At 39.1% G+C, this 16607-nt stretch carries 20 protein-coding genes; 2 read left to right on the forward strand and 18 right to left on the reverse strand.

The window, feature by feature from the left end; translation table 11 throughout:
- Position 1: 1 nt before the first annotated feature.
- Together scpB and ACIQAA_RS01695 are read right to left on the reverse strand one after the other, a co-directional pair.
- Complete coding sequence (gene scpB / locus ACIQAA_RS01690) at positions 2-589, reverse strand: SMC-Scp complex subunit ScpB (protein ID WP_402614131.1); 588 nt, start codon at positions 587-589, stop codon at positions 2-4.
- Positions 576-1349, reverse strand: coding sequence for a segregation/condensation protein A (locus tag ACIQAA_RS01695; RefSeq protein ID WP_402614133.1), 774 nt, complete (start codon positions 1347-1349; stop codon positions 576-578). The genes scpB and ACIQAA_RS01695 overlap by 14 nt, the downstream gene beginning before the upstream one ends.
- A gap of 515 nt (positions 1350-1864) precedes the next feature.
- On the opposite strand from ACIQAA_RS01695, the gene ACIQAA_RS01700 reads away from it, so the two are divergent.
- Together ACIQAA_RS01700 and ACIQAA_RS01705 are read left to right on the forward strand one after the other, a co-directional pair.
- Positions 1865-1954, forward strand: a complete 90-nt coding sequence (locus ACIQAA_RS01700) for a YjcZ family sporulation protein (protein ID WP_179156986.1) — start codon at positions 1865-1867, stop codon at positions 1952-1954.
- Between the two features lie 257 nt (positions 1955-2211).
- Positions 2212-2733, forward strand: coding sequence for a DUF309 domain-containing protein (locus ACIQAA_RS01705; RefSeq protein WP_402614136.1), 522 nt, complete (start codon positions 2212-2214; stop codon positions 2731-2733).
- A 26-nt stretch (positions 2734-2759) separates the two neighbouring features.
- Here ACIQAA_RS01705 and ACIQAA_RS01710 read toward each other — a convergent pair whose 3' ends face one another.
- The 16 genes from ACIQAA_RS01710 to fur all read right to left on the reverse strand — a co-directional run bounded on the left by ACIQAA_RS01710 (position 2760) and on the right by fur (position 16532).
- A complete protein-coding gene (locus ACIQAA_RS01710; protein ID WP_402614138.1) occupies positions 2760-3110 on the reverse strand; it encodes a GNAT family N-acetyltransferase in 351 nt (116 codons plus the stop codon).
- Between the two features lie 381 nt (positions 3111-3491).
- A complete protein-coding gene (gene lysA, locus ACIQAA_RS01715) occupies positions 3492-4796 on the reverse strand; it encodes a diaminopimelate decarboxylase (RefSeq protein ID WP_402614141.1) in 1305 nt (434 codons plus the stop codon).
- Positions 4797-4960: 164 nt separating this feature from the next.
- Positions 4961-6445: a spore germination protein gene (locus ACIQAA_RS01720; RefSeq protein ID WP_402614144.1), complete on the reverse strand. Its 1485-nt coding sequence runs from the start codon at positions 6443-6445 to the stop codon at positions 4961-4963.
- Positions 6408-7007, reverse strand: a complete 600-nt coding sequence (gene spoVAEA, locus ACIQAA_RS01725) for a stage V sporulation protein SpoVABEA (RefSeq protein ID WP_402614147.1) — start codon at positions 7005-7007, stop codon at positions 6408-6410. Before spoVAEA ends, ACIQAA_RS01720 begins: the two co-directional genes overlap by 38 nt.
- A 25-nt stretch (positions 7008-7032) precedes the next feature.
- Entirely contained in the window at positions 7033-7455 is a 423-nt protein-coding gene (locus ACIQAA_RS01730) for a stage V sporulation protein AB (RefSeq protein WP_402614149.1), read from the reverse strand.
- Positions 7445-8065 carry a stage V sporulation protein AA gene (locus ACIQAA_RS01735; RefSeq protein ID WP_402614152.1) on the reverse strand — a complete coding sequence of 207 codons (621 nt, stop codon included), beginning with the start codon at positions 8063-8065 and terminating at the stop codon, positions 7445-7447. Before ACIQAA_RS01735 ends, ACIQAA_RS01730 begins: the two co-directional genes overlap by 11 nt.
- An 87-nt stretch (positions 8066-8152) precedes the next feature.
- On the reverse strand, positions 8153-8911 hold the full coding sequence (gene sigF, locus ACIQAA_RS01740; protein ID WP_034677308.1) for an RNA polymerase sporulation sigma factor SigF: 759 nt from the start codon (positions 8909-8911) through the stop codon (positions 8153-8155).
- 12 nt (positions 8912-8923) lie between these two features.
- Complete coding sequence (gene spoIIAB, locus ACIQAA_RS01745; protein ID WP_034677305.1) at positions 8924-9364, reverse strand: anti-sigma F factor; 441 nt, start codon at positions 9362-9364, stop codon at positions 8924-8926.
- A 1-nt stretch (position 9365) separates the two neighbouring features.
- Complete coding sequence (spoIIAA, locus tag ACIQAA_RS01750) at positions 9366-9716, reverse strand: anti-sigma F factor antagonist (protein WP_402614156.1); 351 nt, start codon at positions 9714-9716, stop codon at positions 9366-9368.
- 242 nt (positions 9717-9958) lie between these two features.
- On the reverse strand, positions 9959-11128 hold the full coding sequence (locus tag ACIQAA_RS01755; RefSeq protein WP_402614159.1) for a D-alanyl-D-alanine carboxypeptidase family protein: 1170 nt from the start codon (positions 11126-11128) through the stop codon (positions 9959-9961).
- A gap of 124 nt (positions 11129-11252) precedes the next feature.
- Positions 11253-12557, reverse strand: a complete 1305-nt coding sequence (locus ACIQAA_RS01760) for a pyrimidine-nucleoside phosphorylase (protein ID WP_402614162.1) — start codon at positions 12555-12557, stop codon at positions 11253-11255.
- A gap of 22 nt (positions 12558-12579) precedes the next feature.
- Positions 12580-13401 carry a purine-nucleoside phosphorylase gene (locus tag ACIQAA_RS01765; protein WP_402614165.1) on the reverse strand — a complete coding sequence of 274 codons (822 nt, stop codon included), beginning with the start codon at positions 13399-13401 and terminating at the stop codon, positions 12580-12582.
- Between the two features lie 13 nt (positions 13402-13414).
- Positions 13415-14599 carry a phosphopentomutase gene (gene deoB, locus ACIQAA_RS01770; protein ID WP_402614168.1) on the reverse strand — a complete coding sequence of 395 codons (1185 nt, stop codon included), beginning with the start codon at positions 14597-14599 and terminating at the stop codon, positions 13415-13417.
- A gap of 218 nt (positions 14600-14817) precedes the next feature.
- Positions 14818-15717, reverse strand: a complete 900-nt coding sequence (gene xerD / locus ACIQAA_RS01775) for a site-specific tyrosine recombinase XerD (protein ID WP_402614171.1) — start codon at positions 15715-15717, stop codon at positions 14818-14820.
- Positions 15718-15722: 5 nt separating this feature from the next.
- Positions 15723-15950: a YqzK family protein gene (locus tag ACIQAA_RS01780; protein WP_402614174.1), complete on the reverse strand. Its 228-nt coding sequence runs from the start codon at positions 15948-15950 to the stop codon at positions 15723-15725.
- Between the two features lie 117 nt (positions 15951-16067).
- Positions 16068-16532: a ferric iron uptake transcriptional regulator gene (gene fur, locus ACIQAA_RS01785; RefSeq protein ID WP_402614177.1), complete on the reverse strand. Its 465-nt coding sequence runs from the start codon at positions 16530-16532 to the stop codon at positions 16068-16070.
- Positions 16533-16607 lie beyond the last annotated feature (75 nt).

Consider the following 16607-nt stretch of genomic DNA (forward strand, 5'->3'; position numbering starts at 1 on the left):
CTTAAGAATTTATGCTTTCGTGAAACTTTTCGAAGAAGAGGTCGGCTTCTTCTTGTACGAATTCTTCTTCGACTCTATCTGGAAGTTTGGGCAGTTCATTGATATTTTTTAATCCGAAGTAATCAAGAAACTCTTTTGTGGTCCCGTATAGGTATGCTCTTCCTGTGCCTTCCGCTCTTCCAACTTCCTTTATAAGTGCTTTCGTCATTAGGGTATGAAGTGGTCTTTCTGTTTTTACTCCACGGATCTCTTCTATTTCTGCACGTGTGATTGGCTGTTTATAAGCAATAATAGCCAATGTTTCCAAAGCGGCCTGAGACAAGGCAGAAGTATTAGGGGAGTCAACAAGTCTTTTAAGGTAGGCGGCATTTTCTTTTTTTGTTGCAAGCTGATACGTACCCGCGAGCTGGACAATCATGATTCCGCGATTCTTATCTTTTTCATATACTTGTCTTAATTCTTCTATAATCTCACCAGCCTTTATTTCCTCTACCTCCAGGACCTCGGCCACATGCTTTAACGTAAGTCCCTCATCACCAGCTGCGAATAAAAGACTCTCTAAAATACTTTGCCAATTAACTATTACCAAGCCCTTCTGCTCCTTCCTTAACTGCATGAACAAAAATATCTCCAAAGTTTTCATGTTGTTCTACGTCTATTTCTTTTCTCTTGATAAGCTCCAATACCGCCAAAAATGTCACAACAATATGTTCTTTTGCAGCAATTGGAAACAAATCGTTAAAGTTTTTCCGGCCTTTAATATGCTTTAATTCATTCATAATTTCTGTCATTCTTGCTTCGATTGATATTTCTTGTCTGGCAATCTTTGTCGCCATTGGACGTTGCAGCTTTTTCCTGCGCAATAGCTTTTGAAAAGCGGCCAGCATGTCGTATAGAGTGACATTTAATTCTGTTTTTTCCGGCTGTTTGTCTTTTGCAAAATCTGAAAGGTCACTCGGAGGTTTCGTATACATGAGTCCTCTTTCTTCCTCGAGAGACTTTAAATCAAGAGCAGCCTCTTTGTATTTCCGATACTCAATCAGCCTTTCGACTAACTCGTCCCTTGGGTCTTCTTCGTAATTTATTTCGGAATCTAAATCATCTAATTCCTCTTCATGCTTTGGTAATAACATTTTACTTTTGATCGCTAATAAGGTTGCAGCCATCACGAGAAACTCACTGGCTATATCCAATTTAAGTTCTGACATTGTTTTTATATAGATTAAGTATTGCTCAGTGATTTGGGCAACAGGAATATCGTATATATCAATTTCAAGCCGATTTATTAAATGGAGTAATAGATCTAATGGACCTTCAAACGCATCAATTTTTACATTATAGTGTATCATCTTTCACCAGAATCCTTGAAGTAATTTTCATAGGCTGTGTTAAAATGGTCTGTTGATTTGCGCTCCACTAAGGAATGCTTCTTGGAATAATCACCGCAGGGACAGGCGGTCTCTGCCTGTCCCGAGGCACTTCGCTTTCCGCGGGCGGTCCGGGGAGCCTCCTCGGCGCTTAAGCGCCTGTGGGGTCTCCCCTGCCCCGTCCTCCCGCAGGACACTGATTTGCATCCTTGAATCCTCCCACGCACGAAGAAAATGCGATAGCATTTTCGAGGAGTCTTCGTGCCTTCCGCGCAAATCAACAGAGTGCAAATTATCAATATTTAGCTTTTAACACGGCCCTTTTCGTAAAAAATCATGACATTACTAGTATAGATGAATCAAATACGTTATCCAATAGAAATTTATTGGCTTTAGTATTTATTGAAAAAGTGATGTTTGCCCATAACACTGGACAACGACGGTACATATGATGAGAGTGAAAAGAATAACAAAACAACTATAGGAGGTTTTTACACATGGCTGAAGGTTACGGTTTCGGAGGCGGTTTTGCATTAATCGTGGTTCTATTCATTCTGTTAATTATCGTTGGTGCTTCTTGGTTCTAAACTAGAAAAGCGGAAGCGCCTTGCCCAGGGGCGACAGGCATAAGACGAGCCGGCTAGAAGGTGATTTTTACCTTCTTGACGGATTGGCTTATGACCCCGAGAGCCCCCTAGGCGCTGCAGCTAGACAGAAATCTAAGTTCAAAAAAAGAGCAAGCCAGCCTGCCTTTCTTAGGCGGGCTTTTTTCTATTGGGGAATTCTGAAGAAAGACGGATTATATGCTACACTGTACATATCTTATCAAATTAGGGGTGATTTTTTGTACCCAGCGCAGTATATTGAATTTTTAGCCCATTTTAATGGAGACAGGGATTATTTTGAATGCCACGAGATACTAGAAGAGTATTGGAAAGAGTCTAATGACAGAAGTAAAGATTCTATTTGGGTAGGCCTCATCCTTTTAGCGGTTTCGAGGTATCATCATCGGCGGAGGAACTTTAATGGTGCTAAACGAACATTGGAAAAAGCAATAAAAATCTTCTCCTTACATGATCGTCAGCAAATCCTCTTGGGTTTAGATATGGATACTTTTTTTCCTATGCTTTCAAAACTTTTGGCGCAAGCCGACAAAGAAGAAGGATACCAAAGCATTACTTTGCCGATATCTGATCCCGCACTTTTAGAAGCATGCATAAAGGAATGTCAAAATAAAGGCTTTAACTGGGGAAAGGAAAGTAATTTAGAGGATGTATCTATTATTCATCGACATAAGTTACGAGACCGTACAAACGTAATTGAAGAACGAATGGAAGCACTGAAAAATAAAAAAGGCAGCGAATAAACTTTCGCTGCCTTTCTATTATAGGGTTAGCAAAAATCACATTTCTCAACAAACGGTGCAGTATTATCATTCGCTGTTATAGCCTTATCTGGATACATATCCTTCAAGGCTTTAACCATTCGTTTCCCCACTCCTTGGTAGCGGTGTGAGGGATTGACAGAAATATGTTGAATCATTAATGAAGAATCATCATCGTTCATTTGAACCCCAATAAGTCCAATAATATCTTCTTCCTTCCAAAGGAAAAGCTGCAAGTTTTCTTCTGTTTCATACTCCTTAATGGTGAATTGGAGTTTCTTCAAGTCCTTTTCAGTAGGCATAAAGGACAATAAGCCCATGGCTATTTTTTCAAATGTTTTCTTATAACGAATTAACATAATAGCTCCCTCATTATATTAAATAAACCCAGTTTAGGGGATAGTATATTTTTTCCAACCAACTTATAAATAAACAGTTTTCTCTATAATATGTAGTCGAATCCGTAAAGTGTTTCAATATTGTCAATCATACATAATAATTGTTTATCTATCAATCCCAATTATTATTATTATTTTGGTACAATAAAAACCCAATATATAATTCCCCATAACAGGGCAAGTCCTACGAGGATACCAAAAACAGCCCAATTACTTTTCTTCATAAGAAATCCTCCAAATGCAATTTGAAGATAGCGTACATGTTGTCATTCTACACTATATCTAAAAAATAATCCATTTTCGAAACAAAATAAATAAACTGCCGCATCGGCGGCAGCTTATTTATTTTAAGGGAAGGTCTAACCGAAGCAGATCTTCATACGTTTCTCTTTTAACGACAAGAGCTGCCTTGCCGTTCTCCACAAATACTACTGCAGGGCGGGGTATACGATTGTAATTGTTGGCCATCGAATATCCATATGCCCCAGTACAAAATACAGCCAGAAGGTCATCATCCTCAGTCTCTGGAAGTGGTAGATCCCAAATCAGCATATCTCCTGATTCACAGCATTTACCTGCTATAGAAACTTTTTCTGTTGCTTCTGCTAAAGGCTTGTTTGCTAAAACAGCTTCATACTTAGCCTGATAGAGAGCAGGTCTTATATTGTCACTCATTCCCCCGTCGACAGCTAAATATTTTCTAACTCCTGGAACTTCTTTCGAAGAACCTATTTGATACAGGGTAGTACCCGCATCACCTACAAGTGAGCGTCCTGGCTCAATCCAAATCTCTGGCATTTCCATGGAGTATTGCTGTATTAATCTCTTCACTTCTTTAATAATCTCACTTACATATTGTGATGGTAACAGTGGTTCATCTTCACTTGTATAGCGAATTCCAAAACCACCGCCTAGATTTAGTACCTTTGCTTCAAAATTAAGAGTATTTTTCCACTGGTTCATTTTGCCGACAATTTTTTCAGCGGCCAGCAAGAAACCAGTTGTTTCAAAAATTTGCGAACCAATATGGCAATGCAGCCCTAAAACATCAAAATGCTTAAACCGAAGCGCGGTCATTAACGCCTCTTCCGCTTGTCCATTTTGCAAATCAAATCCAAACTTAGAATCTTCCTGCCCCGTTAAAATGTAATCATGTGTATGTGCTTCAATTCCAGGAGTAACCCGAAGCAGAATGCTTATCGTTTCATTTTTTTCTTGGCAGATGTTTTTTAATAAATCTAATTCGTAAAAATTATCAACCACAATACAGCCAATTTTGTGGTCTAGCGCCATTTCGAGTTCTTCTCTGCTTTTATTATTTCCATGAAAGTGAATTCTCTCAGATGGAAACCCTGCAGCAACGGCCGTATATAACTCTCCACCAGATACAACATCAAGAGATAAACCTTCTTCTTCTGCCAGCTGGAGCATGGCAATCGTCGAAAAGGCCTTACTTGCATATGCAACCTGGGCTTTGACGTTTTGTTCATCAAATGTTTTCTTAAACCCTCTAGCTCGTTCCCTCATTAATGATACGTCATAAACATAGAGAGGAGTTCCAAATTGCTCGGCCAATTCTACTGCATCTACTCCGCCTATTTCCAAATTACCCTTGCCGTTTACGCCTGTTGTCCCGTAAAAATACATTTCCTTCCCTCTCTCCGTATAGACTCTTTATTAGTGTATGGTCATGCTATAAAAAAAGTAATAATAAATAGACAGAATCCACAAAGGATACTGCCTATTTTAGCTTCTTATCCTTTTATACAATTAAAAATACTTTAGCATAACCTTTCGCATTCCGCAATAAGTTATTGTTCACCCGGCGGCTGACGGAATCGATTTCTAGGATGTACGATACTAGGACGAAATAACGAACCCGGTATGGCACGGCGGAAAATAATTTGTAAAAATCCCTTTGGCTCGAAAGGGAGAAATGGCCAAAAATAGGGAGTATTAAGTGCACGAGTTGTTACTAAATGAATAAACAGCAGAGTAGAACCGATTACAAAGCCAGGTGTATGGAAAGCCGCTACGAGAATGACTAGGATCATTCTCGCTATTTTATTTGCGACACTTAACTCATAGCTTGGTGTCGTAAATGAACCAATCCCTGCCACTGCAACATATAAGATCACTTCTGGAACAAATAATCCAACATCAATAGCAATCTGACCAATTAACACTGCAGCAATTAACCCCATTGCTGTTGAAAGAGGTGTAGGGGTATGTATGGCTGCGATTTTTAAAAATTCCAGCCCAAAATCGGCTAATAAAATCTGTAATACGATTGGAATATTAGTATGCTCATTTGGTCCAATAAATGAAAGCCTCTCTGGAAGCAAGGATGGTTCCAGCACGAATAACATCCATAATGGAAGTAAGAAAATTGATGTTAAAATACCTAAAAATCGAGACCAACGGACAAATGTCCCCATAACAGGAGCTTCACGGAACTCCTCAGCATGTTGGACGTGATGGAAATACGTGGTTGGTGCAATAATGACACTCGGAGAGGTATCAACGTAAATTACGACATGCCCCTCTAAAAGATGTGCTGCGGCGACATCGGCCCGTTCTGTATACCTAACTAATGGATAAGGATTAAAACCTTGTTTTAAAATAAATTCTTCAATCGTTTTATCTGCCATTGGGATTCCATCAATTTTTATCGCTTTAAGTTCTTTACGAATAATATTTACTAGATTTGGATCTGCAATATCATTTATGTAGCCAATCGCTATATCTGTTTTTGATCGTTCGCCGACCTTAAGAATTTCAAAGCGGAGCCGTTCATCACGGATTCTTCTTCTTGTTAACGCAGTATTTAATACAATATTCTCGACAAAACCATCACGAGAGCCCCTGACTACTTTTTCTGTGTCTGGCTCCATTGGTGTTCGACCAGGATAGCTCCGAACATCAACCGCAAGTCCGGTATTTGCCCCCTCCACCACGACAACGATTAATCCAGATAATACTTGTGTAACCATTTCGTCAAGCGTTTTTACGGGCTGAACAGATTGATTCACAAGCCTGTTTTCAACTATTTTAAAAAGATCCGATGACAACTTTTCATGGTCATTAATTCTAACAAGTTCTTCAACTGTTTCAATGATAAATTGTGTATCACATAAACCAGTTATCCAGTAGAAGTGTACATCCTTTTTGAGAATTTTTAGCTTGCGAACACCAAAGTCAAAACTCACACCTAAACCGACCCGCTGTTTCATGTAGTGCTCTATTTCTTGCAGTGACTCAGGAATCGGCCATGTTTGTTCGTTCTCTCTCGTCACGAAATCCACTCCTTTCGAGTATTAACTCTACCGCTTTTTTCGTAATAGGTGCCCCGCATTCATAGTGATCACGCCTCGCCATTTTCCCTACATCTCCGATTCCCACGATAATTGGAACATCTAGTTCATCAAGGCAGTAAACCGTATCTCCATTTAATCTTCCAATCTCTAGCTCTGGTATACCGTGTTTATCTACACCATAAGGCGTTAATTCACCATCCCGATCGATACTTACATCGATTCTTGTCCACTCTGCCTGATGAGTTTTTGCGGCAACGGCAATAATTCCTAAAACTTCAATATCCTTATGGGTGGCGACATACTTTAATGCCCGTTCGCCTGCACCTTCACCAACCAGTCCACTGTCATCAAACATTACCAATACTGGGTCATTCGCTGCTTTTTTTATTAATTCCACAAGCTCCTCCCCTGTTAATACAGAGGGATTCCCATGTGACGCCGTGATACATCGCCCGCCTACTTCACGGGCGACATGCTCTACTGCCCTTTTTGCATACTCATCACCATCAGTAATTAATATAACCCGCCTTCGAATGCTCATACTTGTTGTCCTTTCCAGCCCGGGATTAATGATGAACAAAATAGACCCATTGAAAAATTGACCCAACAATTTTCCCTAAAACAATCGCCATTATTAGGATGATGATTTTCCCATCAATCCCCAGCCTTTTTGCAAGGACGGGGAATACATTTAATGCCTCTGTGAGCCCTGCGGCTAACATCCCAACAAAGACTCCTCCAGCCAATCCAAGAGGGACCATAAAATAGGGAGACAGCCCTAAGACTGGATCTCTTAGACTCCCTGCTATCCCTGTTAATGCACCCAAAACAACGGCCCATTCATAATGCCGAATCATTTTCATAGTCTTTGTCAGCTGTGTAAGTCTTGGGATAATTCCAAGGACTGTTAGAAAAGCTACAAAACCAGAACCAACTGCTAATCCACCTGCAAGCCCGATAAACATAACCGCAATTACTTTAATCGTCATTCGTTCGTTTCATACTTTCCTTATTTTCATGAATAATGACGTAGTTATCTAAATCCATTTGATAGTTAAACATCTCGACTTCCAGGGGACTTGGTTCTTCGTTGATCCTTTTTTGAAATACATGATTAAAGAATAAAATCATCCCTAGACCTAACCCAATTGAATAGGGAATTTGAAATATCCACGGTTTGGAATCCTCCACACCTGTAATGATTTTGTATAACTTCTCCTGAACACTTCGCATACTGACATCGTCATGAAAGTTCATAATCGCCATCGCAGAACCAAAAAATAATAAAAACCAAATTAAGATAAAGAAAGGTAACGACATTTGTTTTTTCTTTAGGATGACTTCGATAATCGTTTGCGCTGGTCCGATGGTTTGGACATCTGCATTTTCGATAAGAGTTGAAATCAATCTAATAACTTTCATAACATCAATGATGACAATATTTCTGTCATGAACGGATATTTGATGGACTTTTAGTTTTTTTAACTTAGGGATTATGGTTTCTGGAGCAATGATCTGAGCTATGTCGTCTAAATAGATGCTTTCTTCTGGTTTAGCCAGAACACGATTCCGCATGCGGATGTAGATTGTTTTTTCCAAAACATTCACTCCCCACACATTGATTTCCTTGTATAACTAGTATGAGCAAAAAAATAATCTTTACTAAAAAAAAGACCAAATGGATCATCAGAGATCCATTCGGTCTTTCATTTGCTGCAATATCTTTTTTTCAAGTCTTGAAACCTGCACCTGGGAAATACCCAGTCTGACTGCGACTTCTGATTGCGTTTGGTCTTTATAATACCGTAAATAAACGATTAGTCGCTCACGTTCATCCAATTCCCGTATTGCTTCTTTTAAGGCAATTTTATCGAACCATTTACCTTCATTTCCGTCATCTATCTGATCCAATAAGGTAATAGGATCTCCATCATTTTCATATACTGTTTCATGAATAGAGGATGGCGTCCGACTTGCCTCCTGGGCAAGAATAACATCCTCCGGCGACAGCTGGAGATGCTCTGAAATTTCGTTAACAGTTGGAATTCTTCCGTATGTCTTCGATAATTCATCTTTCGCCTTTCGAATTCGGTTTCCCATTTCCTTTAATGAACGGCTAACCTTTACCGTTCCATCATCACGAATAAACCTTTGGATTTCACCAATAATCATTGGAACCGCATAGGTAGAAAATTTCACATCATAGGAAAGATCAAACTTATCCACTGATTTCAGCAATCCGATACATCCAATTTGGAAAAGATCATCAGGATCATATCCCCTATTCAGAAACCGCTGGACAACGGACCAAACAAGACGCATATTTTTTTCAGCAATTAGGTCTCTTGCTGCTTGGTCTCCGTCTTGGCTTTTTTTAATCAATTCCTTCACTTCATGGTCCTTTAAATACGTTTGCGCTTTATCTTTTTTGACCTCCACATCCATTGGCAAGTCTCCTTAATTGCATAGCATTTTGCTTGTGTGTAAATGCTTTTTTAGTCTTACTTCGGTTCCTTTACCTGGTTGTGTGAGAACCTCAACCTCATCCATGAAATTTTCCATGATAGTGAATCCCATACCAGACCTTTCTAAATCTGGCTTCGTTGTAAATAATGGCTGTCGAGCTTCCTCCACATCTACAATTCCTAATCCGACATCTTTAATCGAAATATCCACTAAATTATCCTCAATCGTTACCTGGATATAAACAATTCCATCCGGGTCATTTTCATAACCATGAATAATGGAGTTGGTTACTGCTTCAGAAACAACTGTTTTGATTTCAGTTAGTTCATCCATCGTAGGGTCAAGCTGCGCGATAAAAGCTGCAACCGTGACACGTGCAAATGATTCATTTTGACTTAAAGCACTGAATTGAAGATTCATCTGATTCTTCATCTCAGGCCACCCCCAATCTTTGCAATGCAAACTCTTCAGTCGGTTCTAGCTTGATGATTTTAAACATCCCCGACATATCGAATAATCGCTGTATTGCTGGGGAAATTGCACAAACGACCATTTCACCATGCACCTGCTTTATTTGCTTGTACCGCCCTAAAATGACTCCTAATCCAGAGCTATCCATAAAAGAAAGCTGTTCAAGATTTAAAACTATATGACGAATTTCATTCTTTTCTATTGCATGAGCTGCCTGTTCACGTAATTCGTCGGCTGTATGATGATCTAGTTCACCACTTAAACGCAGCAATAAAACGTCATGTTTTATTTCCATTTCAATGTTAAGACTCACTATTCCTAGCCTCCTTCATCTGGTATAGTGAGTCAATTCGTTACCGTTAGAGCAATCTCCTTCTCTCAAGACAAAACTAGTTGATATTTGCTAAAAAAAGTTACAATTCGACATGAAAAGCGGAAGCGCCTTGCCCAGGGGCGACAGGCATAAGACGAGCCGGCATGAAGGTTGCGCCCTTTAACCTTCTTGACGGATTGTCTTATGACCCCGAGCCCCTAGGCGCTGGAACTGGACATTAGCTACTTACCTGCTTTTGTGAACATTCCAAATGAACGTTTATACAGCGTCCACCAGGTGGCTTCTTTTACGTCGTTTTTGGCAACCAATTCACTTTCAAGGACTACTTTTCCTTCTTTTACAAGCTGGATGGTTCCAACCTTATCTCCTTTTTTAATAGGGGCGTTAAGGTTTTTATCAAGTGTCACTTTACGTGTTACATCCTCAGTCTTTTCACCTTTTTTTGTTAATAAAGAAAGTGGTTCGCTTGTTACTGCTTCAACTTTTTTGTCTTTCCCCTTATTAACATGAGCATTACCAATCACTTGGTTTCGCTTAAACATTGGGTGTGTTTGATACTGGGCAAAAGCATAATTTAGCATTTTTGTCACTTGCGCATTTCTTTCCTTAGAGGTCGGCGCCCCAAAAACTACAGCAATTACACGCATACCATCCTTTTGGGCGGTTGCTGTTAGACAGTATTTTGCTTCAGCGGTAAAGCCGGTTTTTAGACCGTCTACTCCTGGATAAAAACGAACTAATTTATTGGTATTAACAAGCCAAAACTTTTTATCGGTATTTTCACGAAGATACGCTTCATACATTCCAGTAAACTTTGTTATATCCTCGTATTTTAATAGTTCTTTGGCCATAATCGCCATATCATGTGCGGAACTATAATGACCACTTCCTGGAAGGCCTGTGGTATTTTTAAAAATTGTATTCTTTAAACCAAGTTCTTTCACTTTGTTATTCATCATGTCAACAAAGGCTTCTTCAGATCCGGCAATTTTTTCTGCCATAGCGACAGAGGCGTCATTTCCAGAGCCAATCGCAATGCCTTGGAGCATTTGCTTAACGGTCATTTCTTCTCCAGCTTCAAGGAAAATTTGCGAGCCGCCCATTGATGCAGCATACTCGCTTGTTCGAACTTTTTCATCCCATTTGAGTTTTCCTTGGTCAATTGCTTCCATAATCAGCAGCATGGTCATAATTTTTGTCATGCTTGCTGGTGGCAGCTCCTCATTGCTATTTTTTTCATAAAGAATTTGTCCTGTATCACGCTCAATTAAAATCGCAGATCTTACATTTTCTGTAATATCAGTACTCGTTTTTTCTTCTGCAGATACGGATGGTATCCATAAACTTGTTAGTAACAAGACTATTACTAGTAAAGAGATATATCGTTTCATTCGCATAACCCTCCATTCTTTATATAGATTCCATTTTTTCCAATTCCAACAACTTTATACAGTATTTTCCTGTTAATAAAATAAAAAAGTCCAGGATTTTTTCCTGAACTTTTAGTTATATGTTCTATTCTGTTATTTCTTCATGAATGAGGATTGGTGCCTCTACTTTTTCAGAAGAAACGAGGATATTTTCATAAAGCATTGCTTTTACTTCACTTACATCTTCAAAATTACTATAAATCGTTACTAATGATTCACCTTTTTTGACTTGATCACCGATTTTTTTTCTTAAAACAAGTCCTACAGCTAAATCAATTACGGACTCTTTTGTCGCTCTTCCTGCTCCTAATTTCATTGCAGCCGTTCCTACTTCATCCGCAACAATTTCAGAGACATATCCATCTTCTTTCGCTTCTAACTCGAATGTAAATTGAGCTTGAGGAAGTTTAGCAGGGTCATCCACAATCGAAGCGTCTCCACCTTGTGAGCTTAGGAAGACCTTAAACTTTTCAAGTGCAGAGCCATCTTTAATGACCTTTTCAAGCATTGTGCGTGCTTCGGCCAATGAACTTGCCTTTTCTGCTAAGTAAACCATGTGGCTGCCAAGAGTTAAACAAAGCTCTGTTAAGTCCTCTGGACCTTCACCCTTTAAGGTATCAATGGCTTCCTTCACTTCAAGTGCATTTCCGATCGCAAACCCGAGCGGCTGACTCATGTCAGAAATAACTGCCATCGTTCGTCTTCCAACATTGTTTCCGATACCTACCATTGCTTTCGCGAGTTCTCTTGAGTCATCAATCGTCTTCATGAAGGCACCTGCTCCAGTTTTCACATCTAGAACAATGGCATCAGCACCAGCAGCAATTTTTTTGCTCATGATTGAGCCTGCAATTAACGGAATACTATTAACAGTTGCTGTTACATCCCTTAACGCATATAACTTTTTATCAGCAGGAGTTAAGTTTCCACTTTGTCCAATGACAGCAATCTTGTTTTTGTTAACCAGTTCAATAAATTCCTCGTTTTCAATTTCAACATGGAATCCTTTTACTGCCTCTAATTTGTCAATGGTTCCGCCGGTATGACCTAAACCGCGCCCTGACATTTTTGCAACAGGAACACCCAATGCGGCAACAAGCGGTCCAAGAACCAGCGTTGTTGTGTCCCCAACCCCGCCAGTTGAATGCTTATCCACTTTTATTCCTTCGATTTGTGATAAATCAATTTGATCGCCTGATTCAACCATGGCCATCGTTAAATCTGCTCTTTCTTTTTCTGTCATCCCTTGGAAAAAGATTGCCATGGTCAGGGCACTAACCTGATAATCTGGTATGGAGCCGTCAGTGTATCCATTGATAATAAACTTTATTTCTTCAGTAGTCAGTTCTTGCCCATCTCTTTTTTTCTCAATTAAGTCAACCATTCTCATTTTAGTCACCACTTTTATAAGATTATACCGCTATGCTTTTAACAATTTCTTTAATATATAATAGAAAGTTTGCTTTTACTCTTTCGGTTGTTTCAATAACTTCCTCATGTGATAAAGGCTGGTCTAGAATTCCAGCAGCCATATTCGTAATACAAGAAATCCCAAGGACCTTCATCCCTCCATGGCGGGCAACGATCACTTCAGGGACTGTTGACATACCAACAGCGTCTCCTCCTAGTGTTCTAACCATTCTAATTTCTGCTGGAGTTTCATAGACTGGTCCCGAAAATCCGAAATATACGCCTTCTTTTACATCAATATTTAAGCGGGCTGCAACCTCTTTCGCTGCATTCCGCAATTCTTTTGTATAGGCTTCTGACATATCAGGGAAACGGGGACCAAATTTCGAATCATTTGGACCTATCAAAGGATTAGCACCTGTAAAATTAATATGATCGCTAATAATCATAAGATCTCCTGCTTCGAAGCTTTCATTAACCCCGCCCGCAGCATTTGTTACGATTAACATGTCCACACCTAATTCTTTCATCACCCGTACAGGGAAGGTTACTTTGTTCATACCGTACCCTTCATAGAAATGGAAACGACCTTGCATCGCAACCACTTCTACACCCTCTAAAATTCCAAAAACAAGCTGCCCGGCATGACCTTCAACAGTTGAAATCGGAAAATCAGGGATTTCATTGTAGGGAATCTTAACAGGATTCTCAATTTCATCAGCTAGAACACCAAGACCAGAGCCTAAGATAAGTCCGATTTTTGGTGTCTTTGAATATTTACCTTTTAAAAAGCCTGCTGCATTTTGAATCTTTTCGATATTCATATTCATACCCCTTTTAATTTAGTTCATTTAAAAAGCTTTTTCCGAAGTTAGGCATTTTCACTTTAAAGTTATCTGCAACAGTTGCCCCAATGTCAGCAAATGTTTCTCTTAATGGAAGTTCTTTGCCTTCTGGCATATTCTTAGAGTAGACGATTAATGGGACATATTCACGTGTATGATCCGTTCCAGGAGCTGTCGGGTCATTACCGTGGTCGGCTGTAATAATTAACAAGTCATCTTCTTTTAATTTTTCAAACACTTCAGGTAAGCGGGCGTCGTATTCTTCTAGTGCTTTCCCGTAACCTTCTGGATCACGGCGGTGCCCATATAGTGCGTCAAAATCAACTAAGTTCAAGAAACTGAGTCCCTTAAAATCCATGTTCAGTGTCTGTACCAGTTTATCCATACCATCCATATTGGAAACGGTTCTTAAAGATTCGGTAACCCCTTCACCATCATAGATATCTGAGATTTTTCCGATCGCAATGACATCCAGTCCAGCATCTTTCATTTCACTCATAACGGTTCGATCAAACGGTTTTAATGCATAGTCATGACGATTAGCTGTCCGCTTAAAATTACCCGGTTCCCCCAAGAATGGACGAGCAATAACACGGCCGACCATGTATTTTTCATCAAGAGTTAACTCACGAGCAATTTTACATATCTTATATTGCTCTTCAATTGGAATAATTTCTTCATGTGCGGCAATTTGAAGCACTGAGTCTGCAGAAGTATAGACAATCAATGCTCCTGTTTTCATATGTTCTTCCCCTAGTTCATCAAGTATTTCCGTTCCACTGGCGGGTTTATTTCCAATAATTTTTCTGCCAGTGCGTTCTTCAAGTTCTGAAAGAAGCTCATCTGGGAATCCATCAGGGAATACACGAAAAGGCGTTTGAATATTCAACCCCATTATTTCCCAGTGTCCTGTCATGGTATCCTTGCCATTCGATGCTTCCATCATTTTTGTGTAGTAAGCTAATGGTTTTGAGGCTTTTTCAATTCCCTTAATTTCACGGATATTGCTTAAACCTAACTTACCCATGTTTGGCATGTTCAGCCCGTTCATTTTATCAGCAATATGTCCCAGGGTATCTGCACCATTATCACCAAACTTTTCTGCATCAGGTGATTCACCAATTCCAACAGAGTCCATTACGATTAGAAAGATACGCTTATATGTATTTCCAGCCATTCTAGTCTTCCTCCTTTTTCTATACGAACGAAAACATTTCTTATTAATAAAAATAGATTACCCTTAATAAAATAGGATTATTATGCACTTTTAATCATATAACGTCAGAAGTCTGACCTCTATATTTTACTAAAATATTATAAAATTACAAGAAAAAGCTGCCATTAATTTTGGCAGCTTTTCGACATTTTTAAAATATTTATGTAACTAGCATCCTATTAAGCTCTTGGATGGAATTTGCTATAGACGTCCTTTAACCTTGTCTTGGTTACTTGGGTATATATTTGTGTTGTAGAGATATCAGCGTGTCCAAGCATTTCTTGGACTGCTTTTAGGTCGGCACCGTTTTCCAATAGGTGTGTCGCAAACGAATGCCGAAGTGTGTTCGGTGTTAACTCACTCTCAATACCAGCCTCTTGAGCGAGCTTTTTTAAGATCTTCCAAAATCCTTGACGTGTTAATCTTTTTCCTTGATGGTTTAAAAATAATGCACGATCAGAGTGATTTTCATGTTTTGAAACAAAATTTTTTCTGCCTTTATCAATATAATCCTTTAGTGCCTCAGCTGCTGTTTTTCCAATTGGGATAATACGTTCTTTATTATTATTGCCGCTGACGGTGACAAAACCCATCGTTATATTCACATGATCTACATCCATTTGAATAAGCTCACTGACACGAATACCTGTAGCATAAAGAAGCTCTAACATTGCCTTGTCCCTTAAACCAAAATGTCCTTGTCCATTGGGGAAATCTAAGAGTTTTTCAACTTCCTTTAAGCTTAAAATCTTTGGAATTGACCTTTCTAACTTAGGAGGTTCAATAAGGACAGAAGGATCCTGATTCGATACCTGTTCCCGTAACAGAAACTGATGAAAAGCGCGGATAGAAGCAACATGTCTAGCCAATGTTTTTGTGGATTTTCCTTGCTCCTTTAAAAAGGAAAGGAAATGTACAATATGAGCCCGCTGGACTTGATTACATGCTTCAATAGCTTCTACGTTTTTTAAATAGTGAAGATACGTTTTTAAATCTCTTTCATAGGACAGCAGCGTATTTTTAGCTACTCTCTTTTCGACGAGTAAAAACTGCATAAAATTTTTTAAATGATCATCCATTGATACTACTCCCCATTTAAGTAAAACAAAATCAGCCGATCCAGCCAAACAGGATTCTCGTCATTATTTAATGTTGAAACCTTTAAAGCAGATCCTTCCGGTGAATCATAGCGATGATAATTTTGATACTCCTCATTTACCCACATAATACCATAGTAAAAGAGTATCGTACATCCAGTGAATATGATAAAAACCTTTAAGGTTTGTAGTATTACTTTAATAAAAGAGAGCATTTATCTTCCCCCAAACAGATTAGCCTAGTAAAAGATATGCCAAGTTGTCCAACTTTTATACCTACTGTTTAGGGTACAAGAAAGAAAAAAGCCCTTTTTATCAAAAGGGCTTTACCATTATTCAACTTTTTCTTCTGAATTATCTTTATCCTGACATCGATAGCAGATGCCATGGAATGTTAGGCGATGGTCTTTAATCTTAAAATTCCATCTGCGTTCAACGACGGCCTCAACATCTTCAAGTAGATCTTCTTGGATTTCATCCACCGCTCCGCATTCAATACAAACAAGGTGATGATGAAAATGTGCTGCCCCTTCTTGGCGAAGGTCATAACGCGAAACTCCATCACCAAAGTTAATTTTATCAACAATTTTTAATTCAGTTAGTAATTCAAGTGTACGATATACAGTTGCCAATCCGATTTCAGGCGACTTTTCCTTAACGAGGAGGTATACATCTTCTGCACTTAAATGATCCTCTTCATGCTCTAACAATACCCGAACGGTTGCTTCACGTTGAGGTGTAAGCTTATAGCTTGATGAATGCAACTGCTTTTTAATTCTCTCAATCCTAGTTTCCATCCCGAAGTCCCTCCCTCGCCGCTGCTATTCTCATTATAACAGATGAGAAAGTGGTGTCAAAATAAAATTATTATA

This window comes from Neobacillus sp. NPDC093182, assembly GCF_044754045.1.

Coding starts and splice junctions, on each gene's coding strand:
- spoVAEA (WP_402614147.1), bottom strand. CDS start 7,007: ATGAGCATTCGAAGGCGGGTTATATTAATTACTGATGGTGATGAGTAT.
- ACIQAA_RS01710 (WP_402614138.1), bottom strand. CDS start 3,110: ATGTTAATTCGTTATAAGAAAACATTTGAAAAAATAGCCATGGGCTTA.
- ACIQAA_RS01755 (WP_402614159.1), bottom strand. CDS start 11,128: ATGAAACGATATATCTCTTTACTAGTAATAGTCTTGTTACTAACAAGT.
- fur (WP_402614177.1), bottom strand. CDS start 16,532: ATGGAAACTAGGATTGAGAGAATTAAAAAGCAGTTGCATTCATCAAGC.
- ACIQAA_RS01780 (WP_402614174.1), bottom strand. CDS start 15,950: ATGCTCTCTTTTATTAAAGTAATACTACAAACCTTAAAGGTTTTTATC.
- deoB (WP_402614168.1), bottom strand. CDS start 14,599: ATGGCTGGAAATACATATAAGCGTATCTTTCTAATCGTAATGGACTCT.
- ACIQAA_RS01700 (WP_179156986.1), top strand. CDS start 1,865: ATGGCTGAAGGTTACGGTTTCGGAGGCGGTTTTGCATTAATCGTGGTT.
- spoIIAB (WP_034677305.1), bottom strand. CDS start 9,364: ATGAAGAATCAGATGAATCTTCAATTCAGTGCTTTAAGTCAAAATGAA.
- ACIQAA_RS01760 (WP_402614162.1), bottom strand. CDS start 12,557: ATGAGAATGGTTGACTTAATTGAGAAAAAAAGAGATGGGCAAGAACTG.
- ACIQAA_RS01765 (WP_402614165.1), bottom strand. CDS start 13,401: ATGAATATCGAAAAGATTCAAAATGCAGCAGGCTTTTTAAAAGGTAAA.
- sigF (WP_034677308.1), bottom strand. CDS start 8,911: ATGGATGTGGAGGTCAAAAAAGATAAAGCGCAAACGTATTTAAAGGAC.
- xerD (WP_402614171.1), bottom strand. CDS start 15,717: ATGGATGATCATTTAAAAAATTTTATGCAGTTTTTACTCGTCGAAAAG.
- ACIQAA_RS01730 (WP_402614149.1), bottom strand. CDS start 7,455: ATGACGATTAAAGTAATTGCGGTTATGTTTATCGGGCTTGCAGGTGGA.
- ACIQAA_RS01695 (WP_402614133.1), bottom strand. CDS start 1,349: ATGATACACTATAATGTAAAAATTGATGCGTTTGAAGGTCCATTAGAT.
- lysA (WP_402614141.1), bottom strand. CDS start 4,796: ATGTATTTTTACGGGACAACAGGCGTAAACGGCAAGGGTAATTTGGAA.